Genomic DNA, 18,222 nt, shown 5'->3' on the forward strand with positions numbered 1-18,222 from the left:
AGAAACCAACATTTCCTATCTGATTGAGGGGAAGAACTATTACTTTGACGCTCTGGGCTATGCGGATAAGAAGCTGATTTCCTTTGATGTGACGAAGTATCCCAGAAGCAGAGTGTAAAGTATATAGTATGTCCTGCATTCTAGGAATTACGACGGAGTATGGATAGAGAAAAATATCGAGGAAATACAGAGTAAATACAGAGTAAATACAGAGTAGGGACACTATGACCATTAAAATTATTGCGGTTGGGAAAATCAAAGAGAAGTTTTATCGAGAGGCACTTTCTGAATACGGAAAGCGCCTTTCTTCCTATTGTAAATGGGAAATTATTGAAGTGGCGGATGAAAAGACCAAGGAAGAAGCCAGTGAAACGGAGGTTTTACAGGTTTTGGAGAAGGAGGGAGAAAGAATTCTTAGTAAAATTCCGGATCGTGCCTTTGTGATTGCCTTGGCCATCCTGGGAAAGGAGTTGGATTCCATAGCCTTTGCCAAATTTTTGGAAAAGCAGGCCCTCCATGGAGAAAGTGAATTTTGCTTTGTGATTGGAGGCTCCCTGGGTCTGGCTCCTTCCGTTCTTTCCAGAGCCAACTATTCCTTAAGCTTCTCCGCCATGACCTTTCCTCACCAGCTTATGCGGGTGATTCTTTTGGAGCAAATATACAGAGCCTTCCGTATTAATGCAGGGGAGCCTTATCATAAGTAAAAAAGAAAAACGCATAAAAAAGCGATTACTTATAAATTCTTTTTATTTAAGTCAGACAAAAAATTTATAAATCGTGCAAAATGCTGGTAATCCTATTGGGAGAATGCTACAATGAAAACTAGTTTTTAATAGATTCGTAATTATCTCAATAGAATAGGAGGAGAAAATGTACCAGTCAGGCACGTATGTGGTTTATGGCTGTAAGGGTGTCCATAAGATTATCGGAACGACACACCTGAATTTAGAAGGAATTCCAAAAGACAAAGAATATTATATCTTGCAGGCAGTAAAGAAACCGGATGGTGCCGTATATGCTCCGGTAGAGGCAGGCAAGACCAATATGCGCTCGGTAATGACCAGAGAGCAGGCGGAAAGTTTTATGCTTGGTGTGGAGAACATTCATGCTTTACAATGTAAGACGCCGAAACAGCGGGAAGAGAATTGCAGAGACAGCATCAAAAGCTGTGCACCGGATGCGCTGTTACAGGTTATTAAGACCTTGATGGAAAGAAGAGTGGAACGGGCAAGACAGGGGAAAAAACTTACTCTTTTGGACTTGCACTTTATGGAGCAGGCAGAGGATATTCTTTATGAGGAGCTCTCCATTTCTCTCAGCATTCCCAGAGTGGAAGTGGAAGAAAGAATCCATGCCCATTCTCCCAAGAAGGCCGGCTAGAGTATAGAGTCGATGGAGAAGCCGCCAAGGAATGATTGAAGGAAAGCAAAGGAATAAGAAAGTAAGGGAATAAGAAAGTAAAGGCAGTAAGAAAGTAAAGGCAGTAAGAAAGCAAAGGCAGTAAGCAAGTAAGGGATACATAGCTTTACAAAAACAGCTTTGGCACAGGGATAGTCTTAGCCCCTATGCCGGGGCTGTTTTTTTGTAAAGCGTTTTATTTTCCTCGACTTCCCTATCCCTTCTTGCTTTCCCCTCCCTCTTTTCGTATACTAGGCATGTTCAAAAACTAAGAATAGAATTTAAGGTGTTAAAAAATATAATGAATAAGCAATTATTAGAAAGTATACGATATCTTGTAATGGGGGTTCTCACCACTTTAGTGAATTACGTGATTTATCACGCTCTGGATCTTCTTTTGCAAAAGCAATCTATTTCTCCTTTTTTTTCCTATAAAATATCCTATGGGGTTGCCTTCTTCTTGGCGGTGGTCTTTGCCTACTACGGAAATAAGTTTTTTGTCTTTCAAAAAACGGAAAAGAAGGGAATTCAGGAATTTCTTTCTTTCTTTTCCCTGAGAGTGTTTTCCGGCATAGCCAGTTTTTTCCTGCTGGTATTTTTTGTGGATATTTTACATTTTTCCCATGGGCTGGGATGGCTGGGTAGCTCGGTCATAAATCTGGTGGGAAATTACTTTGCCAGCAAATTTTTGATTTTTAAGTAAGGAGAAAATGCTATGAATAAAGAGAGAAGCGCTTTCGAGAAAATCCGTTTAGGAAAGCAGGAAATCATTTCCTTCCTGCTACCCCTTCTGGCCATGCTGGGGATTTTTGTGGCAAAGGGAGTATTTCCATTTGGAAAAGAAAGCTTTTTGCGTACGGACTTATATCACCAGTACGCTCCCTTTTTTCAGGAATTTCAAAGAAAGCTGCAATCCGGGGAATCTTTACTCTATAGCTTTCATATAGGTCTTGGCAGCAATTTTATTGCTTTGATTGCCTACTATCTGGCCAGTCCTTTAAATTGGTTTATTTTGCTTTTTCCTAAGGGCTTGGTGATTGAGTATGTAAGCTATCTGGTGCTTCTGAAAATTGCGCTGACAGGAGCGACGGCTTCCCTGTATTTTCGCTATCATTTTCAGAAAAACAGTCCTTACTTTATTATCTTTGCCTTGTTTTATGCCCTGTCCGGTTATATTGCGGCCTATTCCTGGAATGTAATGTGGCTGGATTGTGTACTGCTTTTCCCTTTGATTCTCCTGGGCTTAGAGCGCATGATGGATAGAGGAGAGGTAGGGCTTTATACGGTAAGCTTGGCACTTTCCATTCTTTCCAATTATTATATCAGCATTATGATCTGCCTTTTTTTGGTGGTATATTTTCTGTTCCAGTTTTTCTTTATCCTTCGGGAAAGCAGACAGGGAATTTTTCTCATTCTTTTTCGCTTCGGCCTGTATTCCTTGTTGGCCGGGGCAATGGCAGCGGTTTTTCTGCTCCCGGCCTATTTTGCCTTGCGCTTTACCGCCTCTTCCAGCATTTCCTTTCCGAAGACCTTTACCCAATACTTTGGCATTATTGATATGCTTGCCAGACAATTTGCCTTTGTGGAAACGGAGCAGGGCTTAAAGCATTGGCCTAATATTTATGCAGGGACTTTGTTGCTCTTCTTAATTCCCTTGTACTACCGAAATCAAAGCATTTCCCTTTCTCGAAAATGCTTTTACGCTATCCTAAGCATTTTCTTCTTTTTAAGCTTTTCTATCAATGTTTTGAATTTTATCTGGCATGGCTTTCATTATCCCAACAGCCTGCCTGCAAGACAGAGTTTTTTATACATTTTCCTCCTCCTTACCCAGGGGGCGGAGCTTATGGTAAAGCGTAAAGGCAATACGAAAAAAGACTACAGTCTTTCCTTCTTCCTCTGCTTTGTTTTTGCGCTTTTGTGCCAGAAGCTGATTACGGTGGAGGGCTTTCACTGGTCTGTCTTCTATATGGGCATGCTCTTCAGCTTTTTGTATTATCTACTCTTTGTGCTGGAGAAAAAAGCATTTACCCCAAGAAGCTTTTTCTATACCTTGTTGGCTCTTTGCTTTATAGAAGCTACGGCAAATATGGCGGTGACCTCCGTGCCCACCACCAATCGTGCAAATTATCTGGAGGGACAGAAGGAAACGGCTACGCTGCTTTCGGAAGTGAAGCTGGAGGACTCCGATTTTTACCGTGTGGATAGGGCGGACCGAAAAACCAAAGATGACGGAGCGCTTATGCAGTATCCCAGTGCCTCTATTTTCTCCTCCACAGCCTACGGAAAAATGTCTGAGATTTATACTCTCTTGGGAATGGAAGCTTCCACCAATGCTTACGCGATTAATGGGGCTACACCCTTGATGAATAGTCTTCTTTCAGTCAAATATCTGATTACTAAGGAAGAATTGAAGAATGCAGAGGAGCAGGGCCTGGCTTATTGGACAGGAGAGGGAGACTATCGCCTGTATGAAAATACCCAAACACTGCCTGTAGGCTTTGCTTTAAGCGAAGAGGAGCTGAATCAGTGGAATGAAAAGGCGGGAACTCCGGCACTGGTACAAAACAGTATTTCCGAATCTTTGACAGGGGAAAATGCTCTGGAAACCATTCTGGGAGAAAGAGAAGGAGAAGATTACAGTTTTACTGCCGACGAGGAAGGTCACTATTTTGCTTATGTGAATAACACGAAGGTGGAAGAGGTCAAGGTGCAGTTTCCGGAGAGAGAAAAAAGCTATGACCATGTGGATAGAGGATATTTGTTGGATTTAGGCTATCTTTCAGCCGGAACGGAAGTAAAGCTCAGCTCCAAGACGGAGGGGCAGAGCATGGATGCCACCGTGTATCGTTTTCACTATGATGTACTTTCCGATTTTGTGGAAGCTTTGTCCGGACGAGGATTTAAGCTTGGTAAAATGAATGCAAGAACAATAGAAGGTACTGTGCAGGCCAAGGAAGAGGGCAAGGTTTTCTTCAGTATTCCCTATGATCCGGGCTGGAAGGTCACGGTAGATGGAAATAATGTGGAGCCGGAGGCAATATTTACGGGATTTTTGGGCGTGCCCGTATCGGAAGGACAACATGCCATTCGTTTACAATATACGCCGGAGGGCTGGAGATTCGGACTCTTATTAAGCTTTACGGCAATTCTTTTCTTCGCAGCATTTCTCTTGATTCGGAAGAAGCTGGGATCGGCACCGAAAAGCTTGGAGCACCCTGCAGCAGAGAACCTGCGGGTGAAGATTCCCCATGATAAAATTCCTAACGGAAGAAGTCGAAAGAGAGGCCACAGTCCCTATCCTGTAAAGGTTTATACCGGCAGACTTCCCAGAGGAAGAAAGCGGGGGCTGGAACTGGAAAAAATGGATGTAAAGGAGTAGCGGATGAAATTATGGGGTGGAAGATTTACGGAAAACGTGGATGAGTTGGCGCAGGCCTTTAATGCCTCTCTCCCCTTTGATAAGCGTTTGGCCATGGAGGACCTGGAGGGCTCCTTTGCCCATGTGAAAATGCTTTCTAAGGTTGGTGTTCTCACGGAAGAGGAAGGACGGAAGATCCAAGAGGGCTTGGAAGGGATTCGAAAGGACTTACAGTCCGGGAAGCTTGTGATAGAAGGGGATGCGGAGGACATTCATTCCTTTGTGGAAACGGTTTTAATTCAAAGAATCGGAGAGCTGGGGAAGAAATTGCATACCGGCCGCTCCCGAAATGACCAGGTAGCGCTGGACATGCGTCTTTATGTACGGAGAAACAGTGAAGAATGCAGAGGGTATCTGGAGGAATTACTTGCCGTCATTGAAAAACTCATGGAGAAGCACAGAAGAGATATTATGTCGGGCTTTACCCATTTGCAAAAGGCTCAACCAACTACCATCGCTCATCACTTCGGGGCCTACAAGGAAATGTTTTTAAGAGACAGGAGTCGTCTTTTGGACGGAGAGAAGAGAATGAATTTCTCTCCCTTGGGCGCCGGAGCTTTCGGCGGCACCACCTATCCTCTGGACCGGGAAATGGTGGCAAAGGAGCTTGGCTTTACCGCCGCTACGGAAAATTCCATGGATTCCGTTTCGGATCGGGACTATTTGATTGAATATCTATTCTGTCTATCCATAATCAGTATGCATTTATCCAGACTGTGTGAGGAAATCATTCTTTGGAACAGCAACGATTATGGATACATCCGCTTGTCCGACAAATATTCCACAGGCTCCAGCATTATGCCCCAGAAGAAGAATCCGGATATGGCGGAGTTGATTCGGGGAAAAACCGGGAGAGTTTATGGCAATCTCTTTTCTCTTCTGACCACCATGAAGGGACTGCCTCTGGCCTATAACAAGGATATGCAGGAGGATAAGGAGGTGGCCTTCGACAGTATGGACACCCTGCAATTTTGTCTTCGCGTCATGGCGAAAATGCTGGACAGCATGGAATTCCGTTTGGAACGCCTTCGGGAAAGCGCGAAAAAGGGCTTCAGCAATGCTACGGATGTGGCAGATTATCTGGTGAAAAAAGGCATGCCCTTCCGTACTGCCCACGGTGTTGTGGGAGAGTTGGTTTTGTACTGTGAGAAGGAAGGAAAGGATTTGGAAGAGCTTTCCTTAGAAGAGTACAGGAAGTTTTCCGATTTAGTGGAAGAGGATATCTATGACGCTATTTCTCTGGAAAGCTGCGTAAAGAACAGGAAGACCAAAGGAGCTCCCGGAGCGCTTTGGGATTAATAAAAATGAAGATGTAAACGTAAGGCCTTTTCCTTAATGTATAGGTCTGAAATCAGGACACGCTCTCGCTAACCTCGCCTCGTAGGGGATACTAAGCGAAAAACTGCAGTACCTTTGTTTTTCGCAAGTACCCACGGGCTCAGATTGTCCTTCTTTTAGACCTATACATTCGGAAAAGTAAGCTTGTTTGCATCTTCTTTTTTTATTTCCCAGGCTCTGAAAAAAGAATACTTCGGGAACTATCGAAATGAGGAGAAATATTCTCTTGGGAGAAATCATTATTCTCTATGGAAGAATTAATATTCATACAAAAGGAATAATAGTGGATATAAATGAATAAATATGCTTGACATCTGAATAAATATCTATTATTCTAAGCTGGTCTTAAGCTTGGAGCAGCGTTTTTGGAGAAGATGGATTTTTGAAAGGAGTCAATATGGGAAGCATGATACCGGAGGGAAATACCAAGGGGGAGAAGATTATTCTGGCTTATTCCGGGGGTCTGGATACCACTGCCATTATTCCTTGGCTGAAGGAGAATTTTGGCTATAAGGTGATTTGTGTCTGCGTGGATGTGGGGCAGGAAGAGGAGCTTTCCGACCTTCCGGAACGGGCGAAGCTGTCCGGAGCGGAGAAGCTGTATATCGAGCATATTCAGGATGAATTCTGCGAGGAATATGTTCTTCCCTGTATTCAAGCCAATGCCTGCTATGAAAATAAATATCTTTTGGGAACTTCTATGGCTCGTCCGGCTATTGCCAAAAGATTGGTGGAGATCGCCAAGAAGGAGGGGGCCAGCGCCATTTGTCACGGAGCTACCGGAAAGGGTAACGACCAGATCCGTTTTGAGCTGGGTATTAAGGCTTTAGCACCGGAGCTGCATATTCTTGCCCCTTGGCGAATGACAGAGCTTTGGACTTTTCAGTCCAGGGAAGATGAAATGGCATACTGTAAGGAAAAGGGCATTGACCTGGCTTTTGGAAGCCATGAGAATTCCTACAGCAGAGACAGGAATCTTTGGCATATTTCCCATGAAGGCTTAGAGCTGGAGGACCCGGAGACAGAGCCTAATTATGAGCATCTTTTAATGCTCTCCGTAACACCGCAGAAGGCACCGGATCAGGAAACCCCTCTATCTATTACCTGGGAAAAGGGAGTGCCGGTGGCATTGAATGGGAAGAAAATGTCCTTGAGGGAGATGATTGAGGAACTGAATCACATGGGGGGAAAGAACGGTATCGGCATTGTGGATATCGTGGAGAACCGTGTGGTGGGGATGAAGAGTCGTGGAGTTTATGAAACTCCCGGCGGAACCATCCTTTTGGAAGCCCATAAGCAGTTGGAAGAGCTGATTTTGGATCGGCAGACCATGGAAATGAAGAAAATAGTGGAAGAGAAGTTTTCTCAGGTGGTTTATGAAGGAAAGTGGTTTGCTCCTCTTCGGGAAGCCTTACAGGCCTTTGTAAAGAGCACCCAGGAGAAGATATCCGGAGAGACCAAGATGAAGCTTTACAAGGGAAATATCATAAAGGCCGGAACTTCTTCTCCCTATTCTCTTTATAATGCTTCCCTGGCAAGCTTTACCACGGGAGATTTATACGATCATAAGGATGCCGGGGGCTTCATTACCCTTTTCGGACTTCCGGAGTTGGTAAGGGCTTTACAGGAGAAGAAAGCGTAAAAGGAAGTTTTTTATAAGAATAAATTTTTTCTTCCGAAGAATAATAAAGCAAAATACTGTGTGAAGGTTCCAAGCCGGTGGAGGAAGAGGGCTTGGAACCTTGTTTTTGTGCTTAGGCCTGTTCTCCCTGTATCATGTCCTGTTTTTGTTACTCAAGAGATTTGGACGACCATATTACATTGAGAAAGCTTTTGCAAAACAGATAATTTATGCAAAACAGAAAATTTGTGTAAAACAGAAAATTTGTGTAAAACAGAAAATTTGTGTAAAACAGAAAACTTGTGTAAAACCGAAATATTATGCTAGTATAAACAGCAAAATTATAGGATATAGGATTGGTATGTTATAGAAGTCCATTAAGGGCCGAGTGCAGGAGGGGAAAGGTATGAAAGAGCAGAAGCAAGAAAGCATTGTTCAGTATTTAGAGGCTCTTTCTTCCAAGAGCCCTATTCCCGGGGGCGGCGGGGCGGCAGCGCTATCGGCTGCATTTGCCTTTTCTCTGGGAATGATGGTGGGAAATCTTACATTGGGAAAGAAGAGCTATGCGGATTTTCAGGATGAGTTGGAAGGAATCATGAAATCTCTGGAGGAGGCAAAGCAGAAATCCCTTGCTTTGGAAGCAAGGGATGAAGAGGTTTTCCTGCCCCTGTCAAAGGCATATTCCTTACCCAGAGAAACAGAGGAAGAACAAAAGATTTATAGAGAAACTATGGAGAACTGTCTTATAGAGGCATCTTTGGTACCCACAGAGCTTTTGGAGCTATGTTTAGAGAAGATTCCATTATTTGCCCGATTACAGGAGAAGGGATCCCGAATTGCCCTGTCGGATGTTGGGGTGGGGGCCGGCTTCCTGAAGACAGCTATGGAAAGTGCCATACTGAATGTATATATTAATACCAAAAGTATGCAGAATCAGGAAATCAAGGCGAAAAGAGAGGCAGTTTGCGATAGGGCAAGAACGGGCATTTCTTCGCTGGAAGAGATTATTCAGGCGGTAGAAAACGTGGTAAGAGGAGCATAAAGACTTAATTTCAAATGGGGAAAGGAGTAGTAAGGAAGTATGGAAGAATTATTGGGAAAACCGGTGGCGGAAGAAATAGAGAAGGAATGCGTGGCCTTTTTGGCGGAAAGACCCGGGGTGATGCCGGCTTTGGCGCTTATTCGTGTAGGAGAAAGGACGGCGGATGTTACCTATGAGAAGGCCATTAAAAAGCGTTTTCTATCCTTCGGATTGGAAGTAAAGAGCTATCAGCTTCCGGCGGATTGCAGCAATGAACAGTTTCAGGAGGTTATTCAATTTTTAAATGATGATGAAGAGATTCACGGAATCATGGTATTTCGTCCCCTTCCCTCTCATTTGGATCAGGAAACAGCCTTCAGAATGATTAAAAGAGAAAAGGATGTGGAAGGGGTCAGCAGAGAGAATATGGCGGGCTTGATTTTAAAGGATGAAAGTGCCTTTGCGCCCTGCACGGCACAGGCGGTTATGGAAATGTGCCGTTTTTATAAGATTCCTCTGGCGGGAAAGGAAGTTTGCATTTTGGGGCGTTCTTTGGTAGTGGGAAGACCCTTGTCCATCTTGATGACCAATAAGGATGCCACGGTAACTCTCTGCCACAGTAAAACGAGTAATATCAAAGAAGTGACTAAGCGAGCGGATGTTTTGGTTTGCTGTATGGGAAAAGCAAAGGCAATAGGCTCTTCTTATTGTAAGGAGGGGGCTACGGTAATCGACGTAGGAACCAACCGGGATGAAAAGGGAAATCTTGTAGGAGATGTGGATTTTGATACTATGGCAACCGTTGCCGAAAAGATTTCTCCGGTGCCAAGAGGCTTGGGCGCTGTAACTACTGCGGTATTGGCCAAGCAGCTTTTGAAAGCCTACCGTTTACAGGAGAAGGGATAAGGGTCTGTAAAAAATCAAAATGATAAATAGATTTTCAGAAAATTTTTAACAGAAATAGAAAATGAAAGGCAAGTCTTCAAGAGCTATTGACAAAAAATTGACAAAAAAATTTTTTGGCATTTGTACAAATATCATAAAAATAGTAAGAAAATATAGGGGAATTCTATGCACAAAATTCCGTGCATAGGGTTCTCTTTCTTTGTTTTTAAGAATCTTCATAGTATAATAAGAATTGTCTATGAGGAAGATTTTGGGAGGTATAAAAATGGGTGTTACCACTTTTAAGGGTGGCGTTCATCCCTATGACGGAAAGGAATTGGCAATGGACAAGTCCATTGTTGATTTGCGTCCTGAGGGGTTGATGGTTTATCCACTTTCGCAGCACATTGGAGCCCCTGCCAAACCCTTGGTACAAAAGGGAGATCGGGTTCTTTTAGGACAGAAGATTGCAGAGGCCAACGGATTTATTTCCGCACCTGTTATTTCTTCTGTTTCAGGTACCGTTAAAGCCATTGAGAAGAGACTTACCGTAGGGGGAGCTATGGTGGAATCCATTGTGGTGGATAATGATCAGCAATACGAATCCATTCCGGGCTTTGGAGAGAAACGGGACTATCATAACTTGTCTCGGGAAGAAATTGTGAGCATTGTAAGGGACGCAGGCATTGTGGGCTTAGGAGGTGCCGGTTTTCCTACTTTTGTAAAGCTTAGTCCGAAGGAAATCGATAAGATTGACTTATTTTTGGTAAATGGGGCAGAGTGTGAGCCTTATCTTACCTCCGATTACAGAGATATGATGGAGATGCCGGAGAAACTGATTGGCGGTTTACAGGTGGTCCTCTCCATTTTCCCAAATGCCAAGGGAAAGATTTGCATTGAAGACAACAAACCGGAAGCAATCAAGCTTTTGACGGAAAAAGTTAAGGGCATGGACAATATTGAGGTAGTAGCCTTAAGAACCCGTTATCCTCAGGGGGGAGAGCGTCAGCTGATTTATGCTGCCAGCGGAAGAAAGATTAATTCCTCCATGTTACCGGCGGATGCGGGGGTTGTAGTGGACAATGTAGACACCGTTGTGGCTATTTATGAGGCGGTTTGCGAGTCCAAGCCTTTGGTTAGAAAGATTTTAACCGTAACCGGAGATGCGGTAGCAAGTCCCGGTAACTTCCGTGTACCCTTGGGAACCAATTATCAGCAGGTGATTTCTGCAGCAGGCGGTTTCTCGGAGGATCCGGAAAAGGTGATTTCCGGCGGTCCTATGATGGGCATGCCGCTTTTTGTGCTGGATATTCCTGTGACCAAGAACTCCAGCTCTATTTTGGCGTTTAAGAAAGACCCGGTAGCGGAAGAGGCTACCACTCCCTGCATTAACTGCGGCAGATGCGTTACAGCCTGCCCGGAGAATTTGATGCCTACATTGATGATGGTGGCTTCTCTTCAAAAGAACACGGAACGCTTTGAAAAGCTTTACGGTATGGAGTGTATCGAGTGCGGATGCTGTTCCTATGTCTGTCCCGCAAAGCGTCCTTTAACCCAGGGCTTTAAGCAGATGAAGAGAAAAGTCAATGCAGAGAAGAGAGCAAAAGCCGTAAAGGCCCAGGGAGGTAAATAAATGAAACTTTTACATCTTTCTGCGAATCCCCATGTGCGTGACAGGGTGACTTCCGCGGAATTAATGAGAGACGTTGTGATTGCCATGCTTCCCACTGCTATTTACGGCGTTTTACAGTGGGGATTTCACGCTCTATTCGTAGTGGTACTCACCACTTTGATGGCGGTTTTTACAGAGTTTGCTTACCAGAAGGCTATGAAGCTGCCGGTAACGGTGAATGACTGGTCTGCTGCGGTAACCGGTATGATTTTGGCATTAAACTGTCCTCCGGGAATTCCCTATTGGATTCCTATGGTGGGATCCGTGCTTGCTATTATTGTGGTAAAGCAGCTTTATGGAGGCCTGGGAGCCAACTTCATGAACCCGGCTTTAGCGGCTCGTTGCTTCCTCTTGATTTCCTTTGCAGGAAAGATGACTGCTTTCAACAACGCAGGGGCAGACGGAATTGCCACCGCAACCCCTCTTGCAATTTTAAAAACAACTCCGGATGCCAGCATGAATTTGATGGATATGTTTGTGGGAAGAATTCCGGGAACCATCGGAGAGGTATCTAAGATTTGTCTTTTGATCGGTGCTTTATACCTGATTGTTCGGAAGGTTATTTCTCCGAAAATGCCTTTGATTTATATCGGAACCGTAGCGCTGTTTACCCTGATCTTCTCCGGAAGAGGCTTTGATATGCATTATCTGGCTTCCGAAATCTTAGGAGGCGGATTGATTTTCGGTGCCTTTTTTATGCTGACAGACTATGTATCTTCTCCCATTACCCCCAACGGACAGATTGTCTTTGCGGTACTTGTGGGAATTTTAACCGGACTCTTCCGTCTTTTCGGCGGTTCTGCAGAGGGAGTTTCCTATGCGATTATTTTGAGCAATATTTTGGTACCGACGATCAATAACATGACGATACCGAAGGCATTTGGCAGGGAGGGAAAGTAAGATGAAAAAAGATTCCTTTATGAAAGACGCCTTAGTGCTTACTGCCATTACCTTAATCTCCGGACTGCTTTTAGGCGTGGTATACGGAATGACGAAGGATACCATTGCCAATGCCATTAAAGAAGCAACCAACAAAGCCTACAAGGTGGTTTTGGATGCTGCGGATTATGACAGTGAGGAACTGAAGGATACTTTACAGAAGGCTACCGAAGAAGGAACTTTGGCAACGGATAACGGCGGCGCAGAGCTGACGGATGCTATTGTGGCTAAGGATGCTTCAGGGGAAACTGTAGGATATGTGCTGAAGGGACATGCAGCAGGCTACGGCGGTCCCGTTGTAGTGGTTGTAGGTGTGGATAAAGACTTAAAGGTTACCGGAATTTCTTTCCCGGAAACCTTACCGGAGACGGCAGGTCTTGGACAAAAAGCAACTCTTCCCGAGTTCTACGAGCAGTTTGCCGGAAAAACCACAAAGATTGCCGTGAAAAAAGGCGGCGGTGCAGGAGAGAATGAAATCGATGCGATTTCCGGTGCCACCATTACCAGTACTGCGGTAACCAATACGGTAAATGCATCCACGGAATTTGTGGAAAATTACGTTTTAAAGTAGGAGGGGGAAATGAATAAATACATAGAAAGATTATATAACGGTATTATCAAAGAAAACCCTACCTTCATTATCATGCTGGGAATGTGTCCTACCTTGGCAACCACCACCAGTGCGATAAACGGATTGGGAATGGGATTGTCCACCACAGCGGTATTAATGTTTTCCAATATGCTGATTTCCGCCCTTCGTAAAACTATTCCGGAGCGTATGCGTCTTCCGGGAGAAATCGTGGTAGTAGCATCTTTGGTTACCATTGTTCAGCTTTTGATTCAGGCCTATGTACCGGCTTTATATGAGGCTTTGGGAATTTATATTCCTTTGATTGTAGTTAACTGTATCATTTTAGGAAGAGCGGAGTCCTATGCTTTGTTTAACGGCCCGGCCTTATCCTTCTTTGACGGTCTGGGCATGGGCATCGGCTTCACTTTGGCCTTAACCATTATCGGATCCGTAAGAGAGTTAATCGGTGCAGGAACCATCTTTAACTTCAGATTGATTCCGGAGGCCTACAGCATCAGCATTTTCGTACTGGCTCCCGGTGCCTTCCTGGTTCTTGCGGTTCTTACGGCAATTCAGAACAAGTTGCGTCTTCCTTCCGCAACCAACGGAGATGCTCCGGAGGAATTTGTTTGTGGCGGAAACTGCATGGGCTGCTTCTCCGATTGCAAGGAAAAGGCTCCTGAAAAGAGTGAAGTAGAGAAGAAGGAGGCGGCAGTATGATTGATTTGCTATTGATTGCCATTAAGTATTCCCTGGTTAGTAACGTAGTGCTTTCCCAATTCTTGGGAATCTGTCCTTTCCTTGGTGTGTCTAAGAAGACAGAGTCCTCCAAGGGTATGGGAGGAGCGGTAATCTTCGTTATCGTGATTGCCTCTGTAATCACCCATGGCATCTATGTTGCCTTCTTGGCGGCTTCCAGCCCCCTTTGCAAAGCTTTGGGGCTAACGGATGGTCTGGAGTATCTGAATACCATTGTGTTCATCCTGGTTATTGCGGCACTGGTACAGTTTGTAGAGATGTTCTTAAAGAAGAATGTACCTTCTCTTTATGAGTCTTTGGGAGTATACCTTCCTCTGATTACCACAAACTGTGCGGTATTGGGTGTGGCCTTGAATAATGTTTCTTATGGCTATAATTTTGCCCAGAGCTTAGTTTACGGACTGGGAATTTCCGTAGGTTTTGCTTTAGCATTACTGCTTATGGCAGGAATCCGGGAGAATATCATTGAAGGAAATGATAGAATTCCCCGTTCTTTCCAGGGGTCTCCCATTGTCCTGGTTACCGCAGCCCTTATGGCGATTGCATTCTTCGGCTTTGGCGGATTGATTTAAGGAGGATTGAGTATGAGTCTAATGACAACATTGGTCCTGGTTGCCGCCGGTTTAGTGGGTGCAACAGGTTTGATTTTGGGCGTATTTTTAGGAGTGGCCTCCGAGAAATTCAAAGTAGAGGTTGACGAAACAGAGGCAAAGATTCGCGGGGCACTTCCGGGAAACAACTGTGGTGCCTGCGGATTCCCCGGCTGTGACGGTTGTGCTAAGGCTATGGCATTGGGAGAAGCTCCCGTAACACAGTGTCCGGTTGGAGGAAGTCCTGTAGCGGAGAAAATTGCACAAATCCTTGGTGCCGGAGAGGTATCCATGGACCAGGAAAAAAGGGTTGCTCATGTGCATTGCCAGGGTTCTTGCTCCAAGACAAAGCAGATTGCCAGCTATACGGGAATTGCAGACTGCAATGACTTGGCTGTAGTTCCGGGAGGAACGGAAAAGTCCTGCCCCTATTCCTGCTGTGGCTATGGTTCCTGTGTAAAGGTCTGTGCCTTTGATGCCATTCATGTGGTGGATGGTGTTGCCATTGTGGATAAGGAGAAGTGTACAGCCTGTGGCGCTTGTATTAAGGCCTGTCCGAAGGCGTTGATTTCCTTTGTTCCTTATAAGAAGAAACACATCGTTTCCTGTAAAAATCTTTTAAAGGGTAAGGCAGTTAAGGACAGCTGTTCCATCGGATGTATTGCCTGTGGAATTTGCGAGAAGAACTGTCCCTTCGATGCCATTCATGTCCTGAATGATTTGGCAGTGATGAATGAAAAATGTACCGATTGCGGTATTTGTGCTCAGAAGTGTCCCACTTCCGCCATTACCGGTAAAAGAGTGAAGAAGGTAGAACCGAAGGAAGCGGTACAGGAAAAGAAGGAAGAAGCTAAGGAAGCTCCCGTTTCCGTAGGATAAATGCAAAAGATATCTTTATCATCATCAAGATATGGCAGAAAAGAGTATTTCATAAGCATAAAGAAATAAACTGAATAAAATTTTTCATAAAACTCTTTTAAAACTTACAAAAGTAGTCGATAAAGTATCTGTTGTGAAAATTTTCATAAAAAAGGAGCTGTCCCGAAAAGACGGATTTAGAAAGAACATTACAGTAAAAAGTGCTAAAAGCAAAAAAGAACTACCATAAAATTTGCTTTTGCTTTGAAAGAAATTGTAAAAGTTTTTTCTTTAACAATATTGTCTATTTCGTAGGGCTAGTGTAGAATCCTTTTTATATGGAAAATGGCAACGGGAATTATCTCGTAAGTGAGCAATCAAGGAGGAGAGCGGCATGAAGGAATGGTCAAAGGCATTCAGAAATCTAACGATTCTGAGTCAGTTTGGATTATCCCTTGCAATGCCGCTTTTATTATGCTTATTTGTGGCATATCAATTAAGAGAGCACTTTCACATTTCTTACTGGATATACCTGCCTGCATTTTTCTTCGGTCTTGCGGCTTCCTTTATGACAGCCTATAAGTTTTACCTGTCTGTCTCCGAGAAAGAGAAGAAGCAAGAGACAAAGGACCGGGCTTTTAACCAACATCGTTAGGAAGCTCCGACTTTAGCTTTTACATTAGAAAGGATAAGAAAAATGAAGGTACAATCTACTGTGAAAAAAGAAACTGTGCAGATTGCTGTGCAGTGCGGAATAGCTTGCCTTGTGCTGCTAATCTGTTTTTTCTTTCTTCATATAGCAAAACCGGAAATAGTCAGCTTTGATTATAAGGTGATTCTTTCCGCCGTATTGGGAAGCTTTGTGGCAGTAATGAATTTTTATCTCATGGGGATTACTGTTCAGGAGATTGTCAATACGGAAAATCAGGAGGATGCTTACCAGAAAATGAGAGCATCTTACCGAAACCGTACCATGCTACAGTTGATTTGGATTGTGATAGCGCTAATCGCTCCCATTTTTAACGCCGTAGCCGGTATTGTTCCCTTACTTTTTCCGGGAGCATTTCTGAGAATACGAGGGGTTCTCGACTGGAAAAAGAATACGAAAACACAAGGAGGTGAAAACTAGAGTATGAATTTTGATATTTCTGGAGCAAAAATATTCCTTAAAATTCCTACAGGAATTCCTTTCCTAGGAGATTTTCTGCTTTCGGAAACCCTAGTGGTCAGCTGGATAGTTATGGCGATTATCACCGGACTATGTATCTTCCTTACCCGAAATCTGCGGGTGGAAAATATTAGTAAAAGACAAGCCATTGCAGAGCTGATTGTAGAAAGTGCCAACAACTTAGTGCGCAGTAACACGGGAGGAACCAAGTTTGATAAGATGATTCCTTTTGTGGCAGCCCTTTTTGGCACCAGTATCGTTTCCAACTTAATCAGTTTGACCGGATTACGAAGCCCTACCGCAGATTTGTCCACAGAGGCAGCCTGGGCACTTACGGTTTACGTAATCATCATTGCCAACAAGATTAAGGCAGGTGGAGTTATTGGATTTTTGAAGGGATTTACCCAGCCCATTCCGGTTATGACGCCGTTTAACATCCTTTCGGATGTGGCTACCCCCATTAGTATGGCATGTCGTCATTTCGGTAACATTTTGTCAGGAGTGGTTATCAGTGGTTTGATTTATGCATCATTGACCATTGCCTCTTCCGCAGTTTTGGGATTGATTCCCGGTGTTGTAGGAGATTTTCTATCAAATATTCCTATTTTTGCAGTGGGTCTGCCCGCTATCGTAGGATTTTATTTTGACTGGTTTTCCAGTGCCATGCAGGCATTTATTTTTACCATGTTGACGATCATGTATATCGCCAACGCAGCAGAAGGATAAACAAATTAATTTAGGAGGACAAGAAAATGAGTGAATTTCAGTTTTTAGCAAGAGGTATTGCATTAGCAGGATGTGGAATCGGTGCAGGTGCTGCATTAATCGCCGGTATCGGACCCGGTATCGGAGAAGGTAACGCTGTAGCTAAGGCTTTGGAAGCTATCGGAAGACAGCCCGAGTGTAAGGGTGATGTTACTTCTACCATGTTATTAGGTTGTGCGATTGCCGAGACAACCGGTATTTACGGATTCGTAACCGGTCTTCTTCTAATCTTCGTTGCTCCCGGTATGTTCATGAATTTCTTAAAGTAAGAACAAGTACGAAGCAAAGCGAAGAAAGGAGAAAAGTATGGAATCGCAACAGTTGGTAACCATCATTCCATGGACCTTCATTGCCCAGATTTTGAACCTTTTTATTCAGGTATATCTCATTAAGCGTTTTCTTTTTAAGCCCATTAACGAGGTTTTAAAGAAGAGACAGGAAGCGGCAGATAAGGATATACAAGAGGCAAAGAAAGCAAAAGAAGCAGCTGAGGCTGTTAAGACAGAATATGAGACCAGTATGTCTGATGCTAGAGGTGAGGCAAACCGCATCATTGAGGATGCGAAGAAGGATGCCAACCTCCGTGCCGAGGAATTGATTAAAGAGGCGGAACAGCACGCAAGCTCCATTAAGGCAAAGGCAGAAGAGGATATCCGTTTAGAGAGAAAGAAAGCCTTGAATGAGGTAAAGGATGAAATCGGAAGCATTGCTATGGATATTGCGGGAAAAGTTGTGGAGAAGGAAATCCACGAAGATGAGCATAAAGCTTTAATTGATGAGTTCTTACAAAATGTAGAGGAGGCATCATGAATAAGGCATCCAGCTTGTACGGGAAAAGTCTTTACGACTTAGCCAAGGAAGAGCATCTGGAAAAAGAAATTTTAGAAGAGATGAGCTGTGTGAAAACACTTCTGGAGGAAAATCCGGAGTATTATTCTCTTCTGGCAGAGCCTTCCATTCCCAAGAAGGAGAGATTATCTCTTTTGGATCAAGCCTTTGCAACGGAACTGCAGCCTTATTTGTTGAATTTTTTAAAGTTGCTTTTGGAAAAAGGTCTGGTAAGAGGCTTTAAAGAGAGCTATAAGACCTACAAAGCACTATATCAGGAGGATCAGGGGATTGCAGAAGCTCTGGTCACCAGTGCGGTGCCTTTACAAGAGGAACAAAAGTCGGCTTTAATCGAAAAGTTGCAAAAGCTTTGTGCAAAAACCATTAT

General features: G+C 44.0%; 20 protein-coding genes. All 20 read left to right on the forward strand.

Going from position 1 to position 18,222, the window contains the following annotated elements; all coding sequences use genetic code 11:
- Positions 1-224 precede the first annotated feature (224 nt).
- Positions 225-704 (forward strand): 23S rRNA (pseudouridine(1915)-N(3))-methyltransferase RlmH, encoded by a 480-nt coding sequence (gene rlmH / locus ACO4PX_RS02340; protein WP_007157854.1) that lies wholly within the window; start codon positions 225-227, stop codon positions 702-704.
- Positions 705-870: 166 nt separating this feature from the next.
- Positions 871-1,380, forward strand: a complete 510-nt coding sequence (locus ACO4PX_RS02345; RefSeq protein WP_007157853.1) for a CarD family transcriptional regulator — start codon at positions 871-873, stop codon at positions 1,378-1,380.
- A 319-nt stretch (positions 1,381-1,699) separates the two neighbouring features.
- Complete coding sequence (locus ACO4PX_RS02350) at positions 1,700-2,101, forward strand: GtrA family protein (RefSeq protein WP_314329549.1); 402 nt, start codon at positions 1,700-1,702, stop codon at positions 2,099-2,101.
- Positions 2,102-2,113: 12 nt separating this feature from the next.
- Positions 2,114-4,780: a YfhO family protein gene (locus ACO4PX_RS02355; protein ID WP_007157849.1), complete on the forward strand. Its 2,667-nt coding sequence runs from the start codon at positions 2,114-2,116 to the stop codon at positions 4,778-4,780.
- Positions 4,781-4,783: 3 nt separating this feature from the next.
- Positions 4,784-6,118, forward strand: a complete 1,335-nt coding sequence (gene argH, locus ACO4PX_RS02360; protein ID WP_485571233.1) for an argininosuccinate lyase — start codon at positions 4,784-4,786, stop codon at positions 6,116-6,118.
- Between the two features lie 436 nt (positions 6,119-6,554).
- Positions 6,555-7,799, forward strand: a complete 1,245-nt coding sequence (locus ACO4PX_RS02365; protein WP_485571235.1) for an argininosuccinate synthase — start codon at positions 6,555-6,557, stop codon at positions 7,797-7,799.
- Positions 7,800-8,184: 385 nt separating this feature from the next.
- Complete coding sequence (locus tag ACO4PX_RS02370; protein ID WP_156778165.1) at positions 8,185-8,820, forward strand: cyclodeaminase/cyclohydrolase family protein; 636 nt, start codon at positions 8,185-8,187, stop codon at positions 8,818-8,820.
- A gap of 39 nt (positions 8,821-8,859) precedes the next feature.
- A complete protein-coding gene (locus ACO4PX_RS02375; RefSeq protein WP_304073241.1) occupies positions 8,860-9,705 on the forward strand; it encodes a bifunctional 5,10-methylenetetrahydrofolate dehydrogenase/5,10-methenyltetrahydrofolate cyclohydrolase in 846 nt (281 codons plus the stop codon).
- A 265-nt stretch (positions 9,706-9,970) separates the two neighbouring features.
- Positions 9,971-11,317, forward strand: a complete 1,347-nt coding sequence (rsxC, locus tag ACO4PX_RS02380) for an electron transport complex subunit RsxC (protein ID WP_183683061.1) — start codon at positions 9,971-9,973, stop codon at positions 11,315-11,317.
- Positions 11,318-12,256: an RnfABCDGE type electron transport complex subunit D gene (locus ACO4PX_RS02385; RefSeq protein ID WP_485571237.1), complete on the forward strand. Its 939-nt coding sequence runs from the start codon at positions 11,318-11,320 to the stop codon at positions 12,254-12,256.
- 1 nt (position 12,257) lies between these two features.
- Positions 12,258-12,866, forward strand: coding sequence for an RnfABCDGE type electron transport complex subunit G (locus tag ACO4PX_RS02390; RefSeq protein ID WP_304072188.1), 609 nt, complete (start codon positions 12,258-12,260; stop codon positions 12,864-12,866).
- A 9-nt stretch (positions 12,867-12,875) separates the two neighbouring features.
- The gene (locus ACO4PX_RS02395; protein WP_315365388.1) at positions 12,876-13,586 is read left to right on the forward strand and encodes an electron transport complex subunit E; all 711 of its coding nucleotides are present in this window, start codon (positions 12,876-12,878) and stop codon (positions 13,584-13,586) included.
- Positions 13,583-14,197 carry an electron transport complex protein RnfA gene (locus ACO4PX_RS02400; RefSeq protein WP_183683052.1) on the forward strand — a complete coding sequence of 205 codons (615 nt, stop codon included), beginning with the start codon at positions 13,583-13,585 and terminating at the stop codon, positions 14,195-14,197. Before ACO4PX_RS02395 ends, ACO4PX_RS02400 begins: the two co-directional genes overlap by 4 nt.
- Positions 14,198-14,209: 12 nt before the next feature.
- The gene (locus ACO4PX_RS02405) at positions 14,210-15,094 is read left to right on the forward strand and encodes an RnfABCDGE type electron transport complex subunit B (RefSeq protein ID WP_315271795.1); all 885 of its coding nucleotides are present in this window, start codon (positions 14,210-14,212) and stop codon (positions 15,092-15,094) included.
- A 373-nt stretch (positions 15,095-15,467) separates the two neighbouring features.
- Positions 15,468-15,728, forward strand: a complete 261-nt coding sequence (locus tag ACO4PX_RS02410) for an AtpZ/AtpI family protein (RefSeq protein WP_314834171.1) — start codon at positions 15,468-15,470, stop codon at positions 15,726-15,728.
- A 42-nt stretch (positions 15,729-15,770) separates the two neighbouring features.
- Positions 15,771-16,202 (forward strand): ATP synthase subunit I, encoded by a 432-nt coding sequence (locus ACO4PX_RS02415; protein WP_007157836.1) that lies wholly within the window; start codon positions 15,771-15,773, stop codon positions 16,200-16,202.
- 3 nt (positions 16,203-16,205) lie between these two features.
- Positions 16,206-16,967 carry a F0F1 ATP synthase subunit A gene (locus tag ACO4PX_RS02420; RefSeq protein WP_183683049.1) on the forward strand — a complete coding sequence of 254 codons (762 nt, stop codon included), beginning with the start codon at positions 16,206-16,208 and terminating at the stop codon, positions 16,965-16,967.
- A gap of 26 nt (positions 16,968-16,993) precedes the next feature.
- A complete protein-coding gene (atpE, locus tag ACO4PX_RS02425) occupies positions 16,994-17,275 on the forward strand; it encodes an ATP synthase F0 subunit C (protein ID WP_007157834.1) in 282 nt (93 codons plus the stop codon).
- Positions 17,276-17,312: 37 nt separating this feature from the next.
- A complete protein-coding gene (gene atpF, locus ACO4PX_RS02430; RefSeq protein WP_007157833.1) occupies positions 17,313-17,816 on the forward strand; it encodes a F0F1 ATP synthase subunit B in 504 nt (167 codons plus the stop codon).
- A partial coding sequence (gene atpH, locus ACO4PX_RS02435; RefSeq protein ID WP_485571240.1) for an ATP synthase F1 subunit delta occupies positions 17,813-18,222 on the forward strand: 410 nt, incomplete at its 3' end. The genes atpF and atpH, both read left to right, overlap by 4 nt.

Source organism: Oribacterium sp., assembly GCF_057249185.1.